Source organism: Halomonas garicola (assembly GCF_055382465.1).
The window spans coordinates 1,657,450-1,680,083 of record NZ_AP043931.1 but is presented as its reverse complement, the minus strand read 5'-3'; the positions used below and the strand labels follow the sequence as shown (position 1 = coordinate 1,680,083).

Annotated in this window: 20 protein-coding genes and 1 pseudogene; 7 read left to right on the top strand and 14 right to left on the bottom strand. The window is 56.9% G+C overall.

Annotation, left to right across the window (positions count from 1 at the left end):
- Positions 1-29 precede the first annotated feature (29 nt).
- From ACZ46Y_RS08215 to ACZ46Y_RS08195, 5 genes are all read right to left on the bottom strand, one after another.
- Entirely contained in the window at positions 30-959 is a 930-nt protein-coding gene (locus tag ACZ46Y_RS08215) for a hydroxymethylglutaryl-CoA lyase (RefSeq protein ID WP_311957463.1), read from the bottom strand.
- Positions 959-2,962: an acetyl/propionyl/methylcrotonyl-CoA carboxylase subunit alpha gene (locus tag ACZ46Y_RS08210; protein WP_311957466.1), complete on the bottom strand. Its 2,004-nt coding sequence runs from the start codon at positions 2,960-2,962 to the stop codon at positions 959-961. The genes ACZ46Y_RS08215 and ACZ46Y_RS08210 overlap by 1 nt, the downstream gene beginning before the upstream one ends.
- A complete protein-coding gene (locus ACZ46Y_RS08205) occupies positions 2,962-3,786 on the bottom strand; it encodes an enoyl-CoA hydratase-related protein (protein WP_311957469.1) in 825 nt (274 codons plus the stop codon). Before ACZ46Y_RS08205 ends, ACZ46Y_RS08210 begins: the two co-directional genes overlap by 1 nt.
- Positions 3,787-3,801: 15 nt before the next feature.
- Positions 3,802-5,409: a carboxyl transferase domain-containing protein gene (locus ACZ46Y_RS08200; protein WP_311957471.1), complete on the bottom strand. Its 1,608-nt coding sequence runs from the start codon at positions 5,407-5,409 to the stop codon at positions 3,802-3,804.
- A 161-nt stretch (positions 5,410-5,570) separates the two neighbouring features.
- Positions 5,571-6,737 carry an isovaleryl-CoA dehydrogenase gene (locus ACZ46Y_RS08195; protein ID WP_311957472.1) on the bottom strand — a complete coding sequence of 389 codons (1,167 nt, stop codon included), beginning with the start codon at positions 6,735-6,737 and terminating at the stop codon, positions 5,571-5,573.
- A 915-nt stretch (positions 6,738-7,652) separates the two neighbouring features.
- Here ACZ46Y_RS08195 and ACZ46Y_RS08190 point away from each other — a divergent pair.
- From ACZ46Y_RS08190 to ACZ46Y_RS08170, 5 genes are all read left to right on the top strand, one after another.
- Positions 7,653-8,069 (top strand): PaaI family thioesterase, encoded by a 417-nt coding sequence (locus tag ACZ46Y_RS08190; RefSeq protein WP_311957473.1) that lies wholly within the window; start codon positions 7,653-7,655, stop codon positions 8,067-8,069.
- A gap of 370 nt (positions 8,070-8,439) precedes the next feature.
- The gene (locus ACZ46Y_RS08185; RefSeq protein WP_311957475.1) at positions 8,440-9,192 is read left to right on the top strand and encodes an electron transfer flavoprotein subunit beta/FixA family protein; all 753 of its coding nucleotides are present in this window, start codon (positions 8,440-8,442) and stop codon (positions 9,190-9,192) included.
- Complete coding sequence (locus ACZ46Y_RS08180; RefSeq protein WP_311957477.1) at positions 9,189-10,115, top strand: electron transfer flavoprotein subunit alpha/FixB family protein; 927 nt, start codon at positions 9,189-9,191, stop codon at positions 10,113-10,115. Before ACZ46Y_RS08185 ends, ACZ46Y_RS08180 begins: the two co-directional genes overlap by 4 nt.
- Before the next feature lie 86 nt (positions 10,116-10,201).
- On the top strand, positions 10,202-11,875 hold the full coding sequence (locus ACZ46Y_RS08175; protein ID WP_311957479.1) for an electron transfer flavoprotein-ubiquinone oxidoreductase: 1,674 nt from the start codon (positions 10,202-10,204) through the stop codon (positions 11,873-11,875).
- A gap of 305 nt (positions 11,876-12,180) precedes the next feature.
- On the top strand, positions 12,181-12,591 hold the full coding sequence (locus ACZ46Y_RS08170) for a MerR family transcriptional regulator (RefSeq protein WP_311957481.1): 411 nt from the start codon (positions 12,181-12,183) through the stop codon (positions 12,589-12,591).
- 410 nt (positions 12,592-13,001) lie between these two features.
- Here ACZ46Y_RS08170 and ACZ46Y_RS08165 read toward each other — a convergent pair whose 3' ends face one another.
- From ACZ46Y_RS08165 to ACZ46Y_RS08125, 9 genes and pseudogenes are all read right to left on the bottom strand, one after another.
- The gene (locus ACZ46Y_RS08165; RefSeq protein ID WP_464380091.1) at positions 13,002-13,340 is read right to left on the bottom strand and encodes an integrase core domain-containing protein; all 339 of its coding nucleotides are present in this window, start codon (positions 13,338-13,340) and stop codon (positions 13,002-13,004) included.
- A 13-nt stretch (positions 13,341-13,353) separates the two neighbouring features.
- Positions 13,354-14,232: a transposase gene (locus ACZ46Y_RS08160; protein WP_464380032.1), complete on the bottom strand. Its 879-nt coding sequence runs from the start codon at positions 14,230-14,232 to the stop codon at positions 13,354-13,356.
- Complete coding sequence (locus ACZ46Y_RS08155; protein ID WP_464380031.1) at positions 14,199-14,432, bottom strand: hypothetical protein; 234 nt, start codon at positions 14,430-14,432, stop codon at positions 14,199-14,201. Before ACZ46Y_RS08155 ends, ACZ46Y_RS08160 begins: the two co-directional genes overlap by 34 nt.
- Positions 14,433-14,670: 238 nt before the next feature.
- A pseudogene (locus ACZ46Y_RS08150) lies at positions 14,671-14,991 on the bottom strand (transposase); the annotation flags it as partial.
- A gap of 401 nt (positions 14,992-15,392) precedes the next feature.
- Positions 15,393-15,893 carry a transposase gene (locus tag ACZ46Y_RS08145; protein ID WP_040242112.1) on the bottom strand — a complete coding sequence of 167 codons (501 nt, stop codon included), beginning with the start codon at positions 15,891-15,893 and terminating at the stop codon, positions 15,393-15,395.
- Positions 15,894-16,041: 148 nt separating this feature from the next.
- Positions 16,042-16,788, bottom strand: coding sequence for a metallophosphoesterase (locus ACZ46Y_RS08140; protein ID WP_311957568.1), 747 nt, complete (start codon positions 16,786-16,788; stop codon positions 16,042-16,044).
- A gap of 431 nt (positions 16,789-17,219) precedes the next feature.
- Positions 17,220-18,158, bottom strand: a complete 939-nt coding sequence (locus ACZ46Y_RS08135; protein WP_311957570.1) for a metal ABC transporter solute-binding protein, Zn/Mn family — start codon at positions 18,156-18,158, stop codon at positions 17,220-17,222.
- Complete coding sequence (locus tag ACZ46Y_RS08130; RefSeq protein ID WP_311957573.1) at positions 18,155-19,090, bottom strand: metal ABC transporter permease; 936 nt, start codon at positions 19,088-19,090, stop codon at positions 18,155-18,157. Before ACZ46Y_RS08130 ends, ACZ46Y_RS08135 begins: the two co-directional genes overlap by 4 nt.
- A gap of 15 nt (positions 19,091-19,105) precedes the next feature.
- Positions 19,106-19,828 (bottom strand): metal ABC transporter ATP-binding protein, encoded by a 723-nt coding sequence (locus ACZ46Y_RS08125; protein WP_311957580.1) that lies wholly within the window; start codon positions 19,826-19,828, stop codon positions 19,106-19,108.
- Positions 19,829-20,314: 486 nt separating this feature from the next.
- Between ACZ46Y_RS08125 and ACZ46Y_RS08120 the strand changes: the two genes are divergently transcribed.
- Together ACZ46Y_RS08120 and ACZ46Y_RS08115 are read left to right on the top strand one after the other, a co-directional pair.
- Positions 20,315-21,694 (top strand): sigma-54 interaction domain-containing protein, encoded by a 1,380-nt coding sequence (locus ACZ46Y_RS08120; RefSeq protein WP_311957585.1) that lies wholly within the window; start codon positions 20,315-20,317, stop codon positions 21,692-21,694.
- Positions 21,695-21,963: 269 nt separating this feature from the next.
- Complete coding sequence (locus ACZ46Y_RS08115) at positions 21,964-22,584, top strand: hemerythrin domain-containing protein (protein WP_311957587.1); 621 nt, start codon at positions 21,964-21,966, stop codon at positions 22,582-22,584.
- The last annotated feature ends 50 nt before the right edge of the window (positions 22,585-22,634 follow it).

Sequence of the window (22,634 nt, the reverse complement as noted above, 5' to 3'; positions counted from 1 at the left end):
CTTGCCTCCGATTGTTGTTGTCGGTGTAACTATACTTCTTGACCAGTGGCGGCCCCTGATGGAACAGTAAGCGCTTGACCGACTTTCGAACCGTTGGGGCGTTCAAGCTGCTGGCTGATCCATTCACCGGTGGCGATTAGGGGCTCCAAGTTGACGCCGGTACGAATGCCCAGACCTTCAAGAAGGTAGAGTACGTCTTCGGTAGCGACGTTACCCGATGCACCCCGGGCATACGGGCAGCCACCCAGACCGGCGACTGAGGCATCAATCACGCCGATACCTTCTTCCAGTACAGCAAAGAGGTTAGCGAGTGCCTGGCCATAAGTATCGTGAAAATGTGCCGCGAGGCGCTCTGTAGGCACCTGTGTGGTGACGGCTTCTAGCATGCGCTTGGCTTTTAGCGGTGTTCCTGTGCCAATGGTGTCGCCCAAGGAAATTTCATGGCAGCCCATGTTGGCGAGTTCGCCGGCGACATACGCTACCTGCTGCGGGGCAATATCACCCTCGTAGGGGCAGCCCAGTACGGTGGAAACATAGCCGCGCACCGGGATGTTGTGTTCCTGGGCAGCCTCCATGACCGGCTGGAAGCGCCTCAAGCTATCGGCGATAGAGCAGTTGATGTTTTTCAAGCTGAAGGATTCAGATGCAGCTGCAAATACTGCCACTTCGTCCACACCCGCTGCCAGCGCATTCTCGAAACCTTTCATGTTGGGCGTTAGCGCTGCATAACGCACACCAGGCTGACGTTGGATGCTTGCCATCACATCGGCGGCGTCTGCCATTTGTGGCACCCATTTGGGCGAGACAAAACTGGCGGATTCAATGTGGCTGAGGCCGCAATGGGCCAGGCGATTGATCAATTCGGTTTTGATATCTGTGGCAACCAAAGAGCCAGGCTCATTTTGTAGGCCATCCCGGGGGCTCATTTCCACCAGCCTTACCTGTTTCGGCAGTGCCATTAGCTTGCCTCCTCGGAGTTTTGTTCAGAGGCCTCAACGACAATCAGTTCCGCGCTTTCAGCCACCTGTTCTCCTTCGACGCAGAAAATCTCGCTGACCACACCGTCTGCCGGCGCCTTGATGGTATGCTCCATTTTCATGGCTTCCATGACGATCAGCGTCTGGCCTGCGCAGACCGCATCGCCCACATCGGCTTGCACCGTCACAATGGTGCCGTTCATGGGGGCATTGAGGCCGCCTTCGGGGGCTAAGTCGTCAAGGACATAGTTTTCTCGATAGCGGGTGCAATGGAAGCTTTCACCGCCGTGGAACAGCACCAGGTGATCGTGATGCAGGTTGCCGTAGACGTTGATCCGATGGTCATTAATGGTGGCCTGAAGGTAGTCGTCTACCAGGTTGGCGTATAGATCATAAACCGCGTCACCCACGGACACCTGGTAATGGTTGGCACGTACCCGCACCGTCAGGTCGTATAGGGTGTCGTTGGCTTCGAGCTGTAACGGTCGGGCATGTTCGGTGTTCATGCGCCAGCTATCAGAGCGGTTGAAGGGTGACCAGGGGTCAGGGCCGTTGCCATTGCCGGCCTTAGGCGTCTCCATGATGAAACCGGTAGCCAGCACCAAAGCTGTGTGTGTGCCGAACTCTGATTCGGCAAAAAGCTTGTCGCGATGAGCGTCAATAAAACCGGTTGTCAGATCAGCATCGCGAAAGGGTTGGCTATCGGTCAGCGCGTGGATAAAGCGGATATTGGTGGCTACCCCAGCGATGCGGTAATGCTCCAGCGCCTGGACCATGCGGTTAATGGCTCGATTGCGACTTTTGTCCCAAACAATCAACTTGGCAATCATTGGGTCGTAGTGAATACTGATGTCATCACCTTCGACAACCCCGGTATCGACTCGCACATGGGCACTTTCATTGGGCGTGCGTAGATAGCGCAGGTTGCCGGTGGCAGGTAGGAAGTCGTGGTCGGGGTCTTCAGCATAGATGCGGGCTTCCAGAGCATGGCCGTGAATTTTTATCTGCGGCTGATCCAGCGGTAAGGGATCACCCCAGGCCACTTGCAGCTGCCACTCCACCAGGTCCTCACCGGTCACCATTTCGGTAACCGGATGCTCTACTTGCAGGCGCGTGTTCATTTCCATAAAGAAGAAGGAGCCGTCGACATCGTAAAGAAACTCTACAGTGCCCGCGCCCACATAGTTAATCGCCTGCGCCGCTTTCACCGCTGCTTCACCCATGGCTCTGTGGGTTTCTTCGCTCAGCCCCGGCGCAGGGGCTTCTTCCAGAACTTTCTGATGGCGACGCTGAACCGAGCAATCGCGCTCAGCCAAATACACGCCACGGCCGCTCTGATCACAGAACACCTGGATTTCAATGTGACGAGGCTGAGTTAGGTAGCGCTCGATCAACATATCTGAGTTGCTGAACGCATTCGTTGCTTCGCGTTTGGCAGCGTCGAGCGCTGAATCAAACTCGTCTATGTCTTCCACCACGCGCATGCCTTTGCCGCCACCGCCGGCCACCGCTTTCAGCAGCAATGGAAAACCGCATTTTTCGGCTTCTGAGCGTAGGGTGCCTGGCGTTTGATCGTCGCCGTGGTAACCGGGTACTAGAGGCACACCGGCTTTTTCCATAATGACCTTGGCGGCGGATTTGGAGCCCATCGACGCAATAGCAGAAGAGGGCGGCCCGATGAATACGAGGTTGTTAGCCTCACATGCCGCGGCGAATTCAGCATTTTCGGAAACAAAACCATAGCCTGGATGGATGGCCTCGGCGCCGCTTCGCTCAGCGATTTCGATGAGCTTATCCGTACGCAGATAGCTGTCGGCCGCCGGTGCAGGACCAATATGGAAGGCTTCATCGGCCAGATTGACGTGGTGGGCGTTGACATCGGCATCAGAGTAGACCGCTACGCAGCGGATCCCCATACGGCGAGCTGTCCGGATAATGCGGCAGGCAATTTCGCCCCGGTTGGCAATCAGGATCTTATGAAACATTAGGAGGTCTCCGGCATCCAGTAGGCATGGCGTTTATCAAGAAAAGCGCTGAGCCCTTCCTGACCTTCTACGCCGACGCGGATATCAGCGATGCGCTGGGCAGTATCTTCGAGAACGGCGTCATCGATAGGCTTGTGACTAACGGCTAGCACAAGATCCTTGGCAGCCTGCATGGCACCCGGGCCATTTTGAGCCAGCTGTTGCAGCATTGTTTCGCAGCAGCTATCCATGGCGTCGATATCGTCACAGACGATGTGTACTAACCCCAGTTTTTCTGCTTCCCGGGCGTTAATGACTTCCGCCGACAAGGCGTAGCGCCGAGCCTGACGCTCGCCAATAGCGCGTACTACATAAGGGCTGATAACTGCGGGAATCAGGCCGAGTTTGACTTCACTCAGGCAAAAGCGGGTCTTTTCGTTGGCGATGACAATATCGCAGCAGGCGGCGATACCGACGGCACCGCCGTAGGCGGCGCCCTGAACCAGGCCGATAACCGGCTGACGAATTTGGTTCAGTGTCTGCATTAGGCGGGCAAGCTGACGCGCGTCATCGAGGTTTTCCTGGTGACTGTTGTCGGCCATGCGCCGCATCCAGTCAAGATCGGCACCTGCCGAGAAGTGCTTGCCGGCTGAGCGTATGATGACTACCGAAGTGTTGCTGTCGGCATCAACGTCAGCCAGGACATCGAGCAGTTGGCCAATAATCACATCGTCAAAGGCGTTGCGCTTTTCCGGCCGGTTGAGCACGATTTCGCTGACACCGTGAGCGTGGCGCCGAAGTGCCACCGCTGTTTGCGCTGCGGGTGCTGTGTGGTTCTCTGTCATGGTGATTCTCCGCGATTACATCCGGAATACGCCAAAGCGGGTGGAGTTGGCCGGCCGATTAAGGGTGGTAGAAAGGCTAAGTGCGAGTACTTCACGGGTCTGGGCAGGGTCGATAACGCCATCATCCCAAAGGCGGGCACTGGCGTAATAAGGATGGCCTTGATGCTCATACTTGTCGGCAATTGGCTTCTTGAATGCGGCTTCGTCGGCGTCACTCCATTCCTGTCCCTTCTGCTCCATTCTGTCACGGCGAACCTGAGCCAGTACGCCGGCCGCCTGCTCGCCGCCCATGACCGAGATGCGGGCATTGGGCCACATCCACAGAAAGTCGGGGCTGTAAGCGCGACCGCACATACCGTAGTTACCGGCGCCGTAGCTGCCACCTATCAACACGGTAATTTTGGGAACGTTGGCGCAGGCAACCGCCATCACCATTTTCGCCCCGTGTTTGGCAATACCTTCAGCTTCGTATTTTTGGCCTACCATGAAGCCGGTGATGTTCTGTAAAAACACCAGTGGAATATTGCGCTGGCAGCAAAGCTCGATAAAATGTGCGCCTTTTTGCGCTGACTCACTGAACAGGATGCCGTTATTGGCGATGATGCCCACCGGATAGCCGTGTATGTGAGCGAAGCCGGTCACCAGGGTCTGGCCGTAATAGCGTTTGAATTCATCAAACGCTGAGTCGTCTACTGTGCGTGCAATCACATCGCGGACGTCGAACTGTTTGCGCAGATCGGTACCCACGATGCCATAGACTTCTTCAGGGTCGTAACGGGGTGCCAGGGGCTGGCGAACTTCGACGTCAACGGGTTTGCGGCGGTTAAGGTGAGAAATGCAACGCCGGGCCGTTTCCAGAGCATGGCTATCGTTTTCAGCGTAATGGTCGGCAACGCCGGAGGTTTTGCAGTGCACATCGGCACCGCCCAGCTCTTCGGCTGTGACCTCTTCACCGGTGGCTGCTTTGACCAGTGGGGGGCCGGCCAGAAAGATAGTGCCCTGATTGCGGACGATAATAGACTCGTCGGCCATCGCCGGCACGTAGGCGCCTCCAGCGGTGCAAAGACCCATGACGACGGCGATTTGAGGGATGTCATTGGCAGACATCCGAGCTTGGTTGTAGAAAATACGTCCGAAGTGATCTCGGTCGGCGAAGACTCCATCTTGATGGGGCAAGTTAGCGCCGCCGGAGTCTACGAGATAGATGCAGGGTAAGTGGTTGGCCAGCGCAATTTCTTGTGCGCGCAGATGTTTTTTGACGGTCAATGGATAGTAAGTGCCGCCTTTTACCGTTGCGTCGTTGGCAATAATCATGCATTCACTGCCGGAGACTTGCCCCACACCGGCGATGATACCGGCTGCCGGTACGTCTTCGTCGTAGACGTTGTAGGCCGTCAGCTGACCTATTTCGAGAAACGCTGAGCCTTCGTCGAGCAGGCGGTTGATGCGCTCACGCGGCAAGAGTTTGCCGCGGTCTGTATGGCGTTTTTGATAGGCTGGGCCACCTCCTTGATGAATGCTGGACACTTTGTCCTGCAGGTCTGCCACGGCCTCTGCCATCGCCGCCTGCCGAGTCTGGAAGTCTTCCGACCTCGGATTTATTCTGCTTTGAAGTATCGTCATGGCCTACCCGTCCGTGCATTGAGGCTGGGGCGGCGTATGTAGGAAACGCCAGACGCCCAAATCCCCATTTTTCTTGGTGTGTTTACCCGCCTCTGGCTAACCAGGGTTACCCAGGCTTGCCGTGCAAAAAAGTTGGCTGTTAAGCACTGGTGTTTCAGGAATCAATTGTTCTTAAACAACTCCCGGCCGATCAGCATACGGCGGATTTCGGATGTGCCGGCACCGATTTCATACAGTTTGGCATCACGTAGTAGACGACCGGCGGGAAACTCGTTGGTATAGCCGTTTCCGCCCAGTAGCTGGATGGCATCCAGCGCCAGTTTGGTGGCCATTTCAGCCGAATAGAGGATGGCACCGGCGGCGTCCTTACGGGTGGTTTCACCGCGGTCAGCAGACTGAGACACCATATATACATAGGATTTGGCGGTATTCATGTAGGTGTACATGTCTGCCACTTTTCCTTGAACTAGCTCGAACTCGCCGATGGCCTGACCAAACTGTTGGCGTTCGCGAATGTAGGGCACAACAAGATCCATGGCGGCCTGCATGATCCCTAGTGGCCCTCCCGAGAGAACCAAGCGCTCATAGTCAAGGCCGCTCATGAGCACCCGGGCACCGTTGCCGACACCGCCCAGCACATTTTCCTTGGGTACCTTGCAGTCCTGAAATATTAGCTCGCAGGTGTTAGAGCCACGCATGCCCAGCTTGTCGAGTTTTTGGTTCCGACTGAAGCCGGCGTAGTCTCGCTCGACGATAAAGGCAGTGATGCCTTTTGACCCGGCATCTTTATCGGTTTTGGCATAGATGACGTAGACGTTAGCTTCGGGGCCATTAGTGATCCACATCTTGTTGCCATTGAGCACGTAATGATCACCGGCGTCTTTGGCGCTGAGCTTCATGGAGACAACGTCGGAGCCGGCGTTGGGCTCGGACATAGCTAAAGCGCCAACATGCTCGCCGCTGACGAGCTTGGGTAGATAGGCCTGCTTTTGCTCTTCGGTGCCGTTGCGGTGAATTTGGTTAACGCAGAGGTTTGAGTGGGCGCCATAGGAAAGCCCGACGGAGGCAGAGGCGCGGCTGATCTCCTCAACGGCGACAACGTGTTCCATATAGCCCATACCCGAGCCACCGTAGGCTTCATCCACAGTAATGCCCAGCAGGCCCATGTCGCCGAGTTTTTCCCACAGGTCGGCGGGAAATTCGTTGGTGCGGTCGATTTCCTCGGCGCGCGGGGCGATCTCGGTGGCGGCAAACTTATTAACCTGCTCACGCAGTATGTCAAGTGTCTCGCCAAGGCCGAAATTAAGCTCCGAATACGGTGTTTTCATGTTTTCTCACTTTTTGGTTTAGCGGGGGAAGGTCATGGCCGCGGCAAAGCCATTTGCCAAGCGCACCACCAGCTGTTATTTGCTAGGCCTTTTCTGTGCGTTATCAAGTGCTTCCAGGCAGTAGGTCTATGTTGGTTCGCGTTCCAGCTTAAGCCAACACATTTGATGGCCTTCCCTGTGGTGTACGTTGACGTAAACGTAATAATGTTGCCAGCGGTTTTCAACCCAATCATCGACTAACGTATTACAGAGGCCCTGTGGTGAGAGCATCAATGCTTCTTTACCAGGCTGGTATGCCCTGAGCTTGTTCTACCTTGGTCTTGCTACCATGCCATTACCTTCACGTAAAGGTAATGGCATGATACAAAATATCATATCCATTCAGTGGTAGGGATATCGGGAATACACCATGGGCCTACCTCAGAATGCCGGGATACATCACGGCTTTAGCTCTGCCGCCCGAAAGGTGGCTAGCCTCGACGGAAAGCTAGGGGGCGAACGTAATGCCTTTCATCATCTGACCGGTGATATGGCGATCCGCCACGGCGATGGCAATGTGATCGTCCCGACGACCTCATCGCCAAGAACGGCTATCAGGTTAGCCTGGCCGATGTGGGGAAACCCATTGCTGAAGCGTGTTGTGTTGCCGAGTCCAGCATGTTGGTCAAGCCCGACAGAAGGCATGGTAATGCTATCAAGCCACGGTGGGGGCAAATCGGGCCAGCAGCCGGCAAATAGGCCGAATCTGCAGGGTGAGCTACATTCAACGCGGTGACGGCTATGGTTATCACCTGACACCATCCAACAATCTGAAAGGAGGAGCGGGGCAGGCGATGGCGTGATCCAGGTCGCCCGGTGGGGCGACGCGCTATCTCTCCCGGCACTAGACTTACCGGGTATCCCGCGCAAAACCTGATGAAAGTTACATTTGCAGAACTTGATCAATTTCTTCAGGAGCAATTTCCCCAGGGAGCGGCGTTTGGCCAGTTACAAGCGCTGGGCGATGGCTGGGCCGAGATGGGCCTGGAGGTTGAAGATAGGCACCTTCGTCCTGGCGGAACCGTTTCCGGCCCAGTAACAATGGGGTTGGTGGATGTTACGCTCTACGCGGCTCTGCTAAGTCAGATTGGCCTGGTTCCAATGGCAGTGACTACCAACCTTAACGTCAATTTTCTTCGCAAGCCGGTAGCCCATGCGCCAATCTCGGCGCGAGGCACTATGCTCAAAGTTGGGCGCACGATGGCGGTGGGGGAGGTGTTTGTCTATTCCAAAGGAGTAGAAGAGCCTATGGCGCATTCAACGGTGACCTACTCAATTCCGTCAAAAATTTAAAAACTAGATTGACGTGAACGTAAGGGTGAACTTACTCTATGGATGTCCATATGGTTAACGATAACAAAGGTAGTTTAGCCCATGAGTGTCTCGCCTATAGTCAAAATTCGATGCCTTGTGCAAATGGTCATCAATTTTATTGCGGTTCACAGCGTGAGCCTTAAGGCTCATAAAGAGCACTCACTGAGTTCAGCGTCGATTGCCCTAAAACGAATGGTTAGCTATTTACTTTGTTTCTCAGGAAGACGGATCAGCTATTATGCCATTCAGCCGCTTAGTGGCCGGTAAGAATTTAATGTGGAGTAATAATTTCTATTCTATCTAGTGGCCTTTAATCGCTACTATTAAATTATAAAACTAGGATGCCTCTATGAAAATACTCGTCGCGATCAAACGCGTCATTGACTATAACGTCAAGATTCGCGTTAAGCCGGACCAGTCAGACGTTGACCTTACTAACGTCAAGATGGCCATGAATCCTTTCTGCGAGATTGCCGTGGAAGAGGCCGTGCGTCTCAAGGAAAAAGGCATTGCCAGTGAGGTGGTGGCGGTGACCGTGGGGCCTAAAGCGGCTCAGGAACAGCTGCGGACCTCATTGGCGCTGGGTGCCGATCGGGGCATCCACGTCCAAGCCGATGAGCGCGTGGAATCACTGGGAGCTGCCAAGGCATTGGCCAAGGTCGTCGAAGAAGAGCAGCCGGAGCTGATACTTCTTGGGAAGCAGGCCATCGATACCGACAACAACCAGACGGGACAAATGCTGGCGGCGCTGACCGGACGCCCTCAGGGCACCTTTGCGTCCGAGATTACCGTGGAAGACGGCAAGCTGCAGGTGACCCGCGAAATTGACGGCGGCCTGCAGACGCTTGAGCTGACGCTGCCCGCGGTGGTGACCGCCGACCTGCGGTTGAACGAGCCGCGCTACGCCAAGCTGCCGGATGTGATGAAAGCCAAGAAGAAACCGCTCGACGTCAAAACCCCGGAGGAGCTGGGCATCGACGTGGCCAGCAAGCTGGCACTGATCAAGGTTGAACCACCGGCCGAACGTAAAGGTGGCATCAGGGTGAGCTCAGTTGATGAGCTTGTGGACAAACTCCAGAACGAAGCCAAGGTGATTTCATGAGTATTCTGGTTTTGGCCGACCATCAGGACGGTGAGCTGGACGGTGTGACCGCCCACGTCGTCGCCGCCGCCCAGGCGATCGGCGGCGATATTGAGCTACTGGTGGCCGGCGATAACGTCGACGCCGTGGCAGAGGCGGCCGCCAAACTCGACGGTGTGAGCAAGGTGCGCGTGGCCGATAGCCGTGTGTTTGCCCACCAGCTGGCCGAGCCGCTGAGCGAACTGCTGGCCATGCTGGCCGATGACTATAGCCACGTATTGGCGGCGGCTTCGACGAACGGCAAAAACGCGCTGCCGCGGGTTGCCGCCTTGAAAGACGTGGCACAGATATCTGATATCATTGCCGTGGAATCCGCCGACACCTTCAAGCGTCCGATCTATGCGGGTAACGCCATCGCGACCGTGCAGAGCAGCGATGCCCTGAAGATTATCACGGTGCGTGCTACCGGCTTTGAGCCGGTGGCCGAAGGCGGCAGCGCCAGCATTGAGGTAGTCGAACAGAGTATCGACAACAGTATATCGGCCTTCGTCAAAGAGTCGCTGGCGGAAAGCGATCGTCCCGAACTGGGTGCTGCACGAGCGGTCGTTTCCGGCGGGCGCGGCATGGGCAGTGCTGATAACTTCAAGCTGCTTGACGGCATCGCCGACAAGCTCGGCGCGGCGATCGGTGCTTCCCGAGCCGCGGTAGATTCCGGCTTTGTGCCCAACGACATGCAGGTGGGGCAAACCGGCAAGATCGTTGCGCCCGATCTGTACGTCGCGGTAGGGATTTCCGGCGCCATTCAGCACCTGGCGGGGATGAAAGACGCCAAGGTAATCGTGGCGATCAACAAGGATGAGGACGCGCCGATTTTTCAGGTAGCGGATTACGGCCTGGTGGCAGATCTGTTTGAGGCCGTGCCGGAGCTTGAGCAAAAGCTTTAATCGCCCCTCGCCTTTTAACTTTTCAGAGTGCCGGCAGTTGGGTGTCGTATATCCTCACTGTCGGCCATTTTCCTTGTGGGTGCTCTATGACAGCGGAAACCGAACGCGACTCCATGGATTTTGATGTGGTCATCGTTGGCGCCGGCGCCTCGGGGCTGGCGGCGGCCTGCCGATTAATGCAGCAGGCCAACAGCGCGGAGCGCGAACTCAGCGTGTGCGTGGTGGAAAAAGGCTCTGAGGTAGGGGCGCATATTCTCTCCGGCGCGGTGTTCGAAACGCGCGCGCTGGACGAGCTGTTTCCCGACTGGAAAGCGCGCGGCGCGCCGCTGACGACGCCTGCTACGCGCGATGAGCTATACCTGCTGAAAGACGCCGACAAGGCCCAGAAGCTGCCCAATGCCCTGGTGCCCAGGGCCATGCACAACACCGGCGGCGACCAGACCCGCTACGTCACCAGCGCCGGCAATCTGTGCCGCTGGCTCGGCGAGCAGGCCGAAGCGCTGGGCGTTGATATCTTCCCCGGCTTTGCCGCCCAGGACATCATTGAGGATGAGCAAGGTGCCGTACGCGGCATTATCACCGGCGATATGGGCGTCGACGCCGACGGCGAGCCCAAGGATGGCTACATGCCGGGGATGGAGCTGCGCGCCCGGTACACGCTGTTTGCCGAAGGCTCGCACGGTCACCTGGGCAAGCGTCTGATCCAGCGCTTTGCCCTGGACGAAGGGCGAGACCCGCAGCATTACGGCCTTGGCCTCAAGGAGCTGTGGGACATTCCGGCAGACAAGCACGAACCCGGCCTGATACTGCACGGCTCGGGCTGGCCGCTGGACAAGCACGCCCACGGCGGCTGGTTCCTTTACCACGGCGAGGATAATCAGGTCATGGTAGGGCTGATCATGGACCTGTCCTATCAAAACCCCTGGCTGTCGCCGTTTGACGAGTTCCAGCGCATGAAGCACCACCCGGTGCTGGCCAAGCACCTGGAAGGCGGCAAGCGCGTCGCCTACGGCGCACGCTCCATCACCAAGGGCGGTTTCAACTGCCTGCCCAAGATGACCTTCCCCGGCGGTCTGCTGATCGGCTGCGATGCCGGCACGCTGAACTTTGCCAAGATCAAGGGCCTGCACACGGCGATGAAATCCGGCATGGTCGCCGCTGAAACCGTATTCGACGCCCTTGCCAACGAAAGCGAAGGCGGGGAAGAACTGTCCGCTTTCACGGAGAAGTGGGAGCAGAGCTGGGCCTACGCCGAGCTCAAGGAAAGCGCAAGCTTCGGCCCCGCCCTCCACAAGTACGGCACCCTGGTCGGCGGCGCCTACAACTTTGTCGACCAGCTGCTCGGCGGCGGCAAGCTGCCCAACCTCCACGATACAACGCCGGACCATGCCGCGCTCAAGCCGGCGGCCGAGTGCGAAAAAATCGAGTATCCCAGGCCCGACGGCAAACTCTCCTTTGACAAGCTCTCCTCGGTCTACCTGTCCAACACCAACCACGAAGAGAACCAGCCCTGCCACCTCAAGCTCTCGGACCCGGCAATACCCATCCGCGACAACCTGCCCAAATACGCCGAGCCGGCAGTCCGCTACTGTCCCGCCGGGGTCTACGAAGTGGTCGAAGACGATGACGGCCAGCCGCAGTTTCGGATCAATTTCCAGAACTGCGTGCACTGCAAGACCTGCGACATCAAGGACCCGGCGCAGAACATTACCTGGGTGACCCCGGAAGGCGGGGGTGGGCCGAACTATCCTAATATGTGATTAACCTAAGGTAGAGTGAGTGTAGCTTTCTTTACTCCCTATGTCCGTATATTGTAATAATTCAGCAATATTTTAGCTAAGCTAAGAGGGTTTCTCTATTTTTAAAAAATGAAGTGTAGGAGTCGCTATTAAAGTTGGTGTTAATAAAATTGAATAGTTAGTGGCTTAAGTTCTTGCGTAAGAAAGAGAGTGACCAGGCGATGTCCAATAATTAAACATTATAAATATTCCGTTACTCTGAGTAGATAGTGTTTATATTTTGTGTCAATGTGGTCTTTATTCAGGTGGGGTGAGAGGAGTTATTAATGGCGACAAAAAAAACATACAGCATTGGTGATTTGGCTCAGGAGTTTGATGTAACGACACGTAGCGTACGCTTTTACGAAAATCAAGGACTTCTTTATCCCACTCGCCGGGGCCAGACAAGAATTTTCAGTTCCAAGGACCGCGTGCGACTAAAACTAATTTTGCGTGGAAAGCGTATGGGCCTATCTTTGGCAGAAACCAAAGAGCTATTTGACCTGTGGGACGAAACCACAAGCGGCAGTGAAAAACAGTTATTATTGATGTTGAAAACTATCAAACGTCGTCGTGCGGTTCTTGAGCAGCAGAAAGAAGATATAGCTATGATGGAAATGGAGTTGAACACCGCGGAGAACCGTTGTCTGGAAGCACTTAAAAAAGTTTCTTCAACGCTTCGTTCGGATTTGACTTAAATCTTGAGAAGCCTTCGGTAAATAAGCAATGAAATGATAGCCTATGATTATAAGGTCTTGCATAAGTTGGCATGTTGTAAGTTGCCAAAAATAAAATATGCCAAAGGCGACCCACGCAGGCCTTTGATTTGTGCACAATACGTTCTGCGCATCACTCCACCGTGGTCCATGTCAAGCGCTTGGCAGGCACTGATTGGCGTGGTGAGGGAATCGTGCTGAGGAGGGGTGCCGCCTGGGATGACTGCCTTCGGGCGTGTTCTGTCGGGCCAGCGGCGCTCAAACACACCAATAATCGGCCCAATTGGCTGCTGAGTTCATCTGCATCAAAAGCGAACGTTGTTCTATTGGCTTGTTGTCACTCGGTTGCGGAGTCTGTCAACATAGTTGCCATATAAAATGACTTCGGCTCTTTAAAATCCTGCGGCCTGTGGTACTGGGTCCCGTTCGGGATTCAGGTGCACTACATCCGGCAGGCTGAGTTTCCGGATCTCACCTGACCACCGCTCCGGGTGGCGCTGCTTCGCGGCTTCAAAAACCTCTCGGCGCTGCGTCAGAATGCCTTTGGCCTCGCCGTTGTGACGCTGGCTCGGCGTGACGTAGCGCAGGGCGCTGTGCCGGTGCTCATGGTTGTACCACTCGGTGAATTGCTGGACCCAGTCTTGTGCCTCGGCCAGCGTGGCGAAGCCGTCGGCGGGGAATCCCGGCCGGTACTTCAGTGTCTTGAAGGCCGACTCGGCGAAGGCGTTGATGCTCCTATATCTGTCAAGTCGCGTATTCAGCTACTTTGGGGCCATACCGTAGGAGACGATAAACCTCACGAATGATGTAACGCTTGAGGCACCTGACAATGTCACGTTTCGTCTTGCCTTCTGCGGTCCTTCGCGCAACGTACACCTTAGTTGGCTCGTGGCCTCGCATTCGCACAATCGCCGCGCGATAGATGGCAGCATTGAGCTGTCTGTGTCCACCCCTGTTGATTCTATATCGGCCTGATGTCATGCCTGATGAGGCGGGAATAGGGCTAATGCCGGCCAGCTTTGCCAATGCCGCCTCGGATTTGATCCTTTCAGGATTATCTCCCACAACAATCAGTATTTCTGCTGCCGTGTGAGTGCTGATGCCATACGACTCGACCAGCTGCGGTACGGCTTCTTGGACAAGGTCATAGATCATTTTATTCAATGCACCGGCTTCCTCATCCAGAGAAATCCAGCGCCGAGACAGGGAACGAAGCGTATGTTTAATGCTATCTGTCGTATTCTCCAACAAGCTGGGACGTAGCCTGGAAAATTTGTGTGCAAGCGCCAATGGCGTTTTCGCTTCAGCGCTAGCCCGGACATCGTCTGGTGCATGAACCAGCATGGCCTTCAGGGTCACCATGGCCGCTGTACGGGCTTTGACGGCCGTATCATAAGCCACCTTCAGCTGCCGAACCATTTCAGCAGTGCCATCGGTCACCTTGGGTATAGCGGTTGCCGTTCTGGACAGAACAGCACGGGCGGCATTCTCGGCGTCTAGGGTATCGGATTTTCCATTCAGCCGCCTGAGACGGCGATTGGGGCGACTCACCTCGATGACCAACGTGTCATGCCGGCGAATGAAGGAAGTCAGAGCGGCGCCGTAGGAACCGGTGCCTTCCACACCAAAGGCCAGGATTCGACCAAAAGAGCGTGCCAGGCCAGCAGCTTTTCAAAGCCGTCACGGTCCGCCGTAACTGAAAGCGTTGATCGTAGGCCAGCGGTTGTATCTACAACGGCAGCAACATGGATATGCTTATGCGTATCCACCCCAACGACGATATGGCCGGAAGGTGCGATATCAGGTAACTGTAAAGCCGTCATGTCAGCCTCTGAGTATGTCGAGTTATGGTCTCCAGAATCGGCCAAGTGGACAGGACTGTCATGAGAGTATATGCCTTCAGGCTCCTATTAAGTCACAGCTTCGCCATACTGGATCAGGTGCCCGGTCCGGAGCTGACAGATCAACGCCAAGGCATGCAACGGCCAATCATTGCAAGAGTCAAGCCACCAAGACCAGGTCTTCCGGATCGATTATGAATCCGACGTATAAAGACTGACAGTCGTTGCTAACCCTTGGCCGGCTGTACGACGGGGTGATGCCCAGATCGTAGAGCTTCTCCAGGAAGGTCGCCGCCTTCATCGGACTGCCGTTATCGGAATGCAAAATCAAGGGTTTATGAGGGTCTGTCAGATGCTCTCGCCAGCAGGCTTTCTGGATCAGTTCGGCGGCCAGTTCGCCGGTTTCCGTTTCGTAGACCTCGTGCCCGACGATCTTGCGGCTGAAGATGTCCATGATCAGGTACAGGTACCACCAAGTACCGCGTGCAGGGCCCGGTAACCAGCTGATATCCCAGCACCAAAGCCGGTTTGGCGCCGTGGCCTGGTGCGTGGTCGGCGGTCGCTTGCGCTGTGGGGCCTGCTGTCGGCCCCGATGGTGTTGCTGGTCATATTCATGAAGCACTCGGTACATCGTCGACTCAGAGGCCAGGTAGCGGCCCTTGTCCGCCTGATCGGCCACGATGAAGGCGGGAGGGCGGCTCCGATACTCCGGGGCGTTGCACAGCGCCACAACAGCCTCTCGTTCCTCGGGCGACAGCTTGTTGGCCGGCTCCGGGCGGTCGGCGTCGGGGCGGCGATCCGCCGTCACTTCGCCTTCCGCAACCCAGCGGTAATAGGTTCGCACATTGATGCCCATCACCTGACAGGCCTTGGCCAGCCGAGCACCGTCACGCTGGGCGTCTTGCACCAGAGTCACGATACGCTGGCGATCCGGGAGGCTGGTCAGTCGTCCTCGTCGTTGGTCGTGCCCCAGATCGCCTCGGCTTTTTTTGACAGGGCCAATAGCGCCGCCGTCTCGGCCAGGGCCTTGTCCTTGCGGTGCAGCTCGCGCTCCAGCTTACGGAGTCGCTTCTGCTCCGCCTTACGCGCCTGTCGAAGCTGCTTGGCCTGCGCTGCCGCATCATCGTTGGCGTTCATGCAGGCATCCCGCCAGGCCTCCACCTGCTCGGGGTAGAGCCCGCGCTCGCGGCAGTAGGCGCTGACTTCCGCCTCGTTCATCGGAGCTGTCTCCAGGACGATCTGGAACTTCTCCTGGCTGGTCCACTGATCGGGTTGGGTGGAACGTGATGGCAAAACCTGTCCTCGTGCTCTGGCCTGTTTCCGCCAATTGTAGAGGGTTGTCGCGGTGATGCCTTCCTGCTCGGCTAATTCCGGGATGGTCATGCTCATGGGCGGTGCCATCTTCTTGAGGATGGCTTCCTTACGCTCTGCTGGGTAACGCATGTTGATCACCTCTCAATCCGTTTGGGTGACAACTACGCTGGCAGATAGGGGTTGAGTGGCCACATCACGCGCTCGCTGATCCTGGTGGACTGGTCGCCGATGGTGAGCTATGTCTTCTCAGCGGACGGGGAGTATCAGACTTCGATAACTAAATCGGGTATAAATAGGGGGGATCAAATTCGTTAGGGTAACCACCGGGATTCGCGATTATCCGGGTGCCTGCTATGTTCATATCCACTGGTTCATGAACATGACCGTGAATCCATAGTGCCATCTTTCCCATTAGTGTGGGTAGATTAGAAGCAAAAGCAGGCGATAAAGTGTCGCCCCTATAGCATGGTGGAATACACTGTGATAAGGGTGCATGATGGCTAATCACTACCCGTGGGCCACTGAATGGATGAGCCAGTTCTTGCTCCAGCCAAGCAAGAGATTCTTTATGCAGTTGCCGACTTTTCAAGGGAGTGAGTGTGCTATCTACTGGATGCTCAATAATGTTAAAATCTGGTAATAAGGATAGGGCTTTTTCTTCGATCAGCAGTGGATAATTATCAGGCAAGCCTGCATATAAATCAAAATCAGTCCAAAATGTAGTGCCATAAAAGCGTACACCATTAAGTGTTATTGCTTGATCATCAAGGAAGTATATGCCCAATCGCTGTGCTTCTATGGCCAGGTCTTGGCGTAGTGTTGGCATGCAGCTGTGATAGAATTCGTGGTTACCAGGTACATAGATAACCGGTATTTCAGTAAAACGCTCAGCGGCCCAATTGAGCCCCTCAGTTTTGCGTGAAATATCGCCGGCGAGGATCACCGCATCGCAGGCCACATCTGGTAGCTCCGGCCTTTCGTCAAAGCATTCAAGATGAAGATCCGATAGTATCCTAAGTCGCATGTTTACCTCTTGCTTGTCAAGTTTCCTATGATTGATCATACTTTTGGTAAATATCTCAGGCTATGGCTCTTTGACATTTTATGTGGATTTGGCCTGATCGGACAGCCGCCCCACGGGACTGCCGATTAGAGAAGGCATCGCGATGAAATTGATCTTGTTCCGGTAGCCACGATCACGTAATCGAGCTACTTGGAACAAACCGTTCATGCCTGCCAGGCGAGCGTTGGTCGGGCTAGGTGTATGGTCCCAGGAAGTAGTGGACGAGATCATACACCTTGGTCATGGCGAGCTCTTCACTTCCTGCGTCGTTGCGAGCGCAGCGAAGCAATCTTGGTTTTCTCGCCAACGGCACAGCACGAGTTCGCCACGTCGTTTACCCCCGTTTTCTGGGTATTTTGCTCCTCGCGATGGCGATGGCGGGCTGCACGGCGCTATTCGCCGGAAGAAAGACCGTCGACGATGGTTACCAGGTTGTACTCCAGATACTCCACATAGCTATCGGCCTCGCCGATATCATCGGAGATCAGCGTTCCTGACACCTCGACGCCGGTGGCATCGGCCACGGTGTTCATCGGCCGCTTGTCCACGTTGTATTCATAGAACAGGGACGGCGGGTTATGCGTTTCCACGAACTTGATAGCCCGCTTGATCTGGGCCGGCGTACCTTCCTCGTTGCCGTCTATCTCCCAGATGAAACCATCCTTTAGGTCATAGTCCTCGGCCACGTACTGGAAGGATCTCTCGCCGGTGAACAGCACACGGTTTTCTTCCGGCAGCGCCTGGATCTCGCTCTGGTAGGCCTGATCAAGCGATTTCAGCTCGTCCAGCAGGGCGTCGGCGTTCGCCTTGTAGTCTTCCGCGTGATCCGGATCGACCTTGATCAGGGCGTCGCGGACGTTCTGCGTCATGATGAGGCCGGCCTTGGGGCTGGTGAAGGCCTGGGGGCTGACCAGGCCCTTGTTTTTCTCAACCTTTCCGAGCTTCTTTTGCTCGATCCCGTCCGAGATCGTGAATACGGTATCCGGATCCTTGTCGACCGAGCGCAGCAGTTTCTTGACCCAGTTATACCGGGCCGTGTCACCCTGAATACCCTCCAGGTTCCAGCCGAAATAGAAAACGGCATCGGCATCGGCCGTCTTCTTGGTATCCATGGGCGAGGGGTCCCATTCGTGCGGATCATTACCGGACTTGATGATGTTATAGGCATCTACGCGCTCCCCTCCGACCTGTTCCACGATATCGGAGACGATGGTGAAGCTGCCGACAGCCTGAACCTTGCCATCATCGGCGCTGGCATGGCCCACGAACGCAGTAAGCGTGAGAGACAGCAGACTCATGTGGAAATAGCGTATGGGTTGGCGAAAACTCACGGTGATTGATCTCCATGATTGATGAGTTTGGCGGCGGCATGTTGCGTCGATGGCCGAGTCTGCGATGCCCGCGTCTGTGACGACCGCATCAGCTTTCCGACAGCCAGCCACAGGACGCCTCTGCCGGGCGCAAGGAAAAAGACAAGAACAAAGAGGGTGAAGGCGGCAAGCACGATGACGGCACCGGACTGGAGGTCGTAAGAGAAGCTGTAATACAGCCCCACCAGGGTGGAGATGACGCCGAACGTCGCTGATAACAGCATCATGATGCTGAGCCGGTTGGTCAGCAGATAGGCCGTTGAAGCCGGCATGATCAGCAGCGAGACAACCAGAATAACGCCAACCGTCTGCATTGAGGCCACGGTCACCAGGGTCAGCAGCACCATGAGGGCATAATGGATAAGCCCGGTCGGCAGGCCGTAGGCAGCCGCCATGATGGGATCAAAGGTCGATACCACCAGCTCCTTGTAGAACAAAAGCAGGGTCAACAGCACCACAGTCCCGATGCCCAGCGTCAGCCACATGTCGCTGCTCTGAACGGAGGTGAGGCTGCCGAACATCAGGTTGTCGAGTTTGAGGCCGCTCTTGGCGTGGCGGATAAGGAGTACCCCAAGCGCCAGAAAAGCTGTGAAGACAATGCCGATGGAGGAGTCCAGCTTGATACGACTGTTTTGCTTGACGTAGCCGATCCCCAGGGCAGCCAGGGTGCCGGCGGCCACGGCGCCATAGAAGATGTTGATCGACAGGATGAAGGAAATGGCAACGCCGGGGACGATGGCATGCGATACGGCATCGCCCATGAGCGCTAATCCCCGGAGTACGATGAAGCAGCCGAGCACGCCACAGATCACCCCGACCATGATCGAGGCGAACAGGCCCTTGCGCACGAAATCGTATTGGATGATGTCGTTGATGAATTCCAGAACGGTCATTCGGGCGCTCCTGTATCAGCTGGCATTGAGGAAGGGTAGCTGGCTTTCGTAAGCCTGGAACAGCTGATCCGGCTCGATAACTTCTTCGGCCGTGCCGTAGGCAAGCAGCTTCTTGTTGAGCAGAATCAAATCATCGAAGTACTCGGCAGCCCGGGACAGGTCGTGATGCACAATCAGCACCGTCTTGCCTTCATCGCGGAGTCTTTTCAGCACCTCAATGATGGTGGCCTCGCTACCCACGTCGATGCCGACAAAGGGCTCATCCAGCAGGAAGAGGTCGGCCTGCTGGGCCAGCGCCCGCGCCAGAAAGACCCGCTGCTGCTGCCCCCCGGACAGGGCACCGATCTGCCTTTTCGCGTATGGCTTTAAGCCAACCTCCTCCAGGCAGGCGGCGGCCAGGGCCTTCTCCTTGCGGCCGGGCCAGCGGAAATAGCCCAGCCTGGGATAGGTGCCGAGCAGGACGGTATTGACCACGTTGATGGGAAAATCCCAGTCGACGCCCGTGTGCTGGGGGACATAGGCGATCCGCTTTCTGACCTTCCTCACCGGTTTATCAAATATGCGGATATGGCCTTGATCACGCGGGATAAGCCCCATAATCGACTTGATGAAGGTGGACTTGCCGGACCCGTTGGGGCCAATGACGCCGACCAGGCGCCCCTTGCCGGTACTCAGCGTTATGCCATCCAGCGCCTTGTAATTGCCGTATGAGACCGTGAGGTCTTGTATGGATATCATGTGTCAAACCTTTCCGTTCCGGCCTTCTGTTGCCGGGCAAGACAGCGCTTTCACCAGGCTCCGGACTGTCGCCAGAGCGTTCCGCACTCAAAGCACGCATGGCGACAGTGAGCAAGCAGCTTGATGTAAGATAGTTAGCTAAGGCTAAATTTTATGTGCTGAGACAAGTACCCGTCAAGGCGAGCCCAGCGTGGCCATCTCGGGTTTCGCCAGCATAGGCCAGCCTCGCTCCACGACGGTTGTTCCGTCCCCGTGCCTTGGCGAAAACACTTCGTCTTTCAGGTTGTTGCCCGCCCCGTCTAAACGAAGGGCGCGCGAACCATGCCATCTCTGCCAATATCATGGTAAGGCCCGAACAACAGGCGTGAGCCACATACCCGGCAGCAGCAACTGACGCCGGCGATATGGCACGGAGAGCGATCCGGCGACAGTTCCAGCCAGGGCCTTGCTGAACCGCCGCCGATAATAAAGGTGAGGTGAGTCGCAATGGAACTGAAGCAGCGTTGCTGGCTGGTGGCCGAGGCGCCGGAGAAGGTCGGGCCGCTGGTGACCCGGCTCGAGGCGCTCGGCTGGACGGTGAACCGGCCGCAGGCGCCGTTCACCGGCCGTTGCCTTGAGGATGACGAGGCGTGCCTTGTCGGCCTGGTCCAACTCGACGGCATGACGGGGGACCGGCTGTGCCAGCTGGAGTCGCTGATCCTGCACAGCCGCTGTCTGTGGTTTGCCATCCTGCCGGACGATGCCCTGGAGGATGCCGACAGGCGCAGCCTGGTGGCGACGCTCTGCCACGGCTTCATCGAGCCGGCCGTCGACGGCGCGGAGCTCGGCTACCTGATGAGGCGCGCGGCGGCGCTGGCACGGCTTCAGCGGCAGGACCTGGCGTTTCATCGCCGCGCGGCCGCCCTGTCGGCCGACATCGCGGAATACGAGATGGTCGGCACGGCGCCGGCCATGCGGACGCTGTTCCAGACGATCCGCAAGGTGGCGGCGGTGGAGGCCCCGGTGCTGATCAGCGGTGAGTCGGGCACGGGCAAGGAGCTGACCGCCGTGGCGATCCACGAGCGCTCGCCTCGCGCGTCCGGCGTTTTCCATGCCATCAACTGCGGCGCGCTACCGGATCAGCTGATTCAATCGGAGCTCTTCGGCCATGAGAAGGGCTCCTTTACCGGCGCCGCTCAGCGCAAGATCGGCCGTATCGAGGCGGCCGACGCCGGGACGCTGTTTCTCGACGAGATAGGCGACCTGCCGCTGGAGCAGCAGGTCAACCTGCTGCGCTTTCTCGAGACCCGCCGGATCCAGCGGGTGGGAGGGCTGAGCGAGATCGCCGTCGATGTGCGCATCCTGGCGGCGACCCACGTCAACCTCGAGGAGGCAGTCCGGGAGGGGCGGTTCCGTGAGGATCTTTACCACCGTCTGAACGTGCTGCAGGTCAAGGTGCCGGCTCTGCGGGATCATCCGGAGGATATCGAGATCCTCGCCCGCTATTTCTTCGAGCGTTTCATCCGCGAAAAGCCCGACCGCCTGAAGGGGTTTTCTCGCGACGCCCTGCAGGCCATGCGCGACTACCCCTGGCCGGGGAATATCCGGGAGCTGATCAACCGCGTGCGTCGGGCAATGGTCATGTGCGACGACCGCCTCATTCAGCCCGAGGATCTGGGCATCGAGCGGCGCCAGGGCCCGGCCTCCGGCCTGTTCCTCTGCCAGGCCCGGGGCGAGGCGGAGCGGGACGCGCTGATCGCCGCGCTGGAGCGCAACGCGCACAGGGTTCAGGCGGCGGCCCGGGAGCTGGGCGTTTCGCGGGTCACGATCTATCGTCTGATGGAAAAACACGGCCTGGCCCGCCCCATGAACGAGGCGCCGGCGTGATGGGGCTCTTGACCTACCCTTGAGGGCTCGCGGTGAGGTCTGGCGGGAAACGCGCACATGCCCACTATGTTGTTGCGAGCGCAGCGAAGCCGGCTCGTTTTTTCCGTGCCACAGCACGTACGACACCGCCCGTATTCACTCCGGCGTTGGACAGCTCAGAGTAACGGCGTCTAGGCTTGACACAAGGCCAGCTGAATGTTGAGCAGTAGACCTTGAGGCTTTCAAGGTCTCCCACGCGAGCTGACCCTTGATATTTCAAGGAGGTTGCCATGAGTACGGCCCTTTTCGAGCGGCTGTATGCTGACCACGAGCGCTATGAAGCGCTGCTGTGTATTCTCGATCGCCAGCTTCACGTCGCCGCCTGCCAGGAAGTGCCCGACTACCGGCTTCTGGAACGTATCTTTCGCTACTTGAATCGCCAGCCCGAGGAGTGGCATCACAGGGCGGAAGATCAGCTGTTCCAGTGGCTCGCCGAGCAGCAGCCCGAAAGCCAGGACCTTTTTTCGGTGCTGACCGAAGAACACCGTCGGTTCGAGGTCTACGGACGCGAGCTTGAGACCAAGACGCAGCGCCTCGCCGATAATGGCCCCGGTGCAGAAATGGATAACAATACGTTCAACCTGGCCCGCGCCTTTAGCGAACTCTATCACCACCATATATACACGGAAGACCATCGCATCTTTCCCCGGATTGAAGCGGCCTTTCACACCGAGTCGCTCAAGGAGCGGGTGCCGCTTCCGCCTGCGACAAACGCTGAGGACAGCCCCGAGTTCCAGCAGCTTTTTCACCAGATCGCCGACGAACGAAAAGGCCTGGAGCTTGGCCATGGCCGGCAGGCCATTTACTGCCCGCTATGCGGTGCCGAGCCCGTCGATGAGGCATCCCGCTGAAACAACCACGCCTCTAGTCGAATAACGCGGCGTAGAGCTGGACGCCGCTT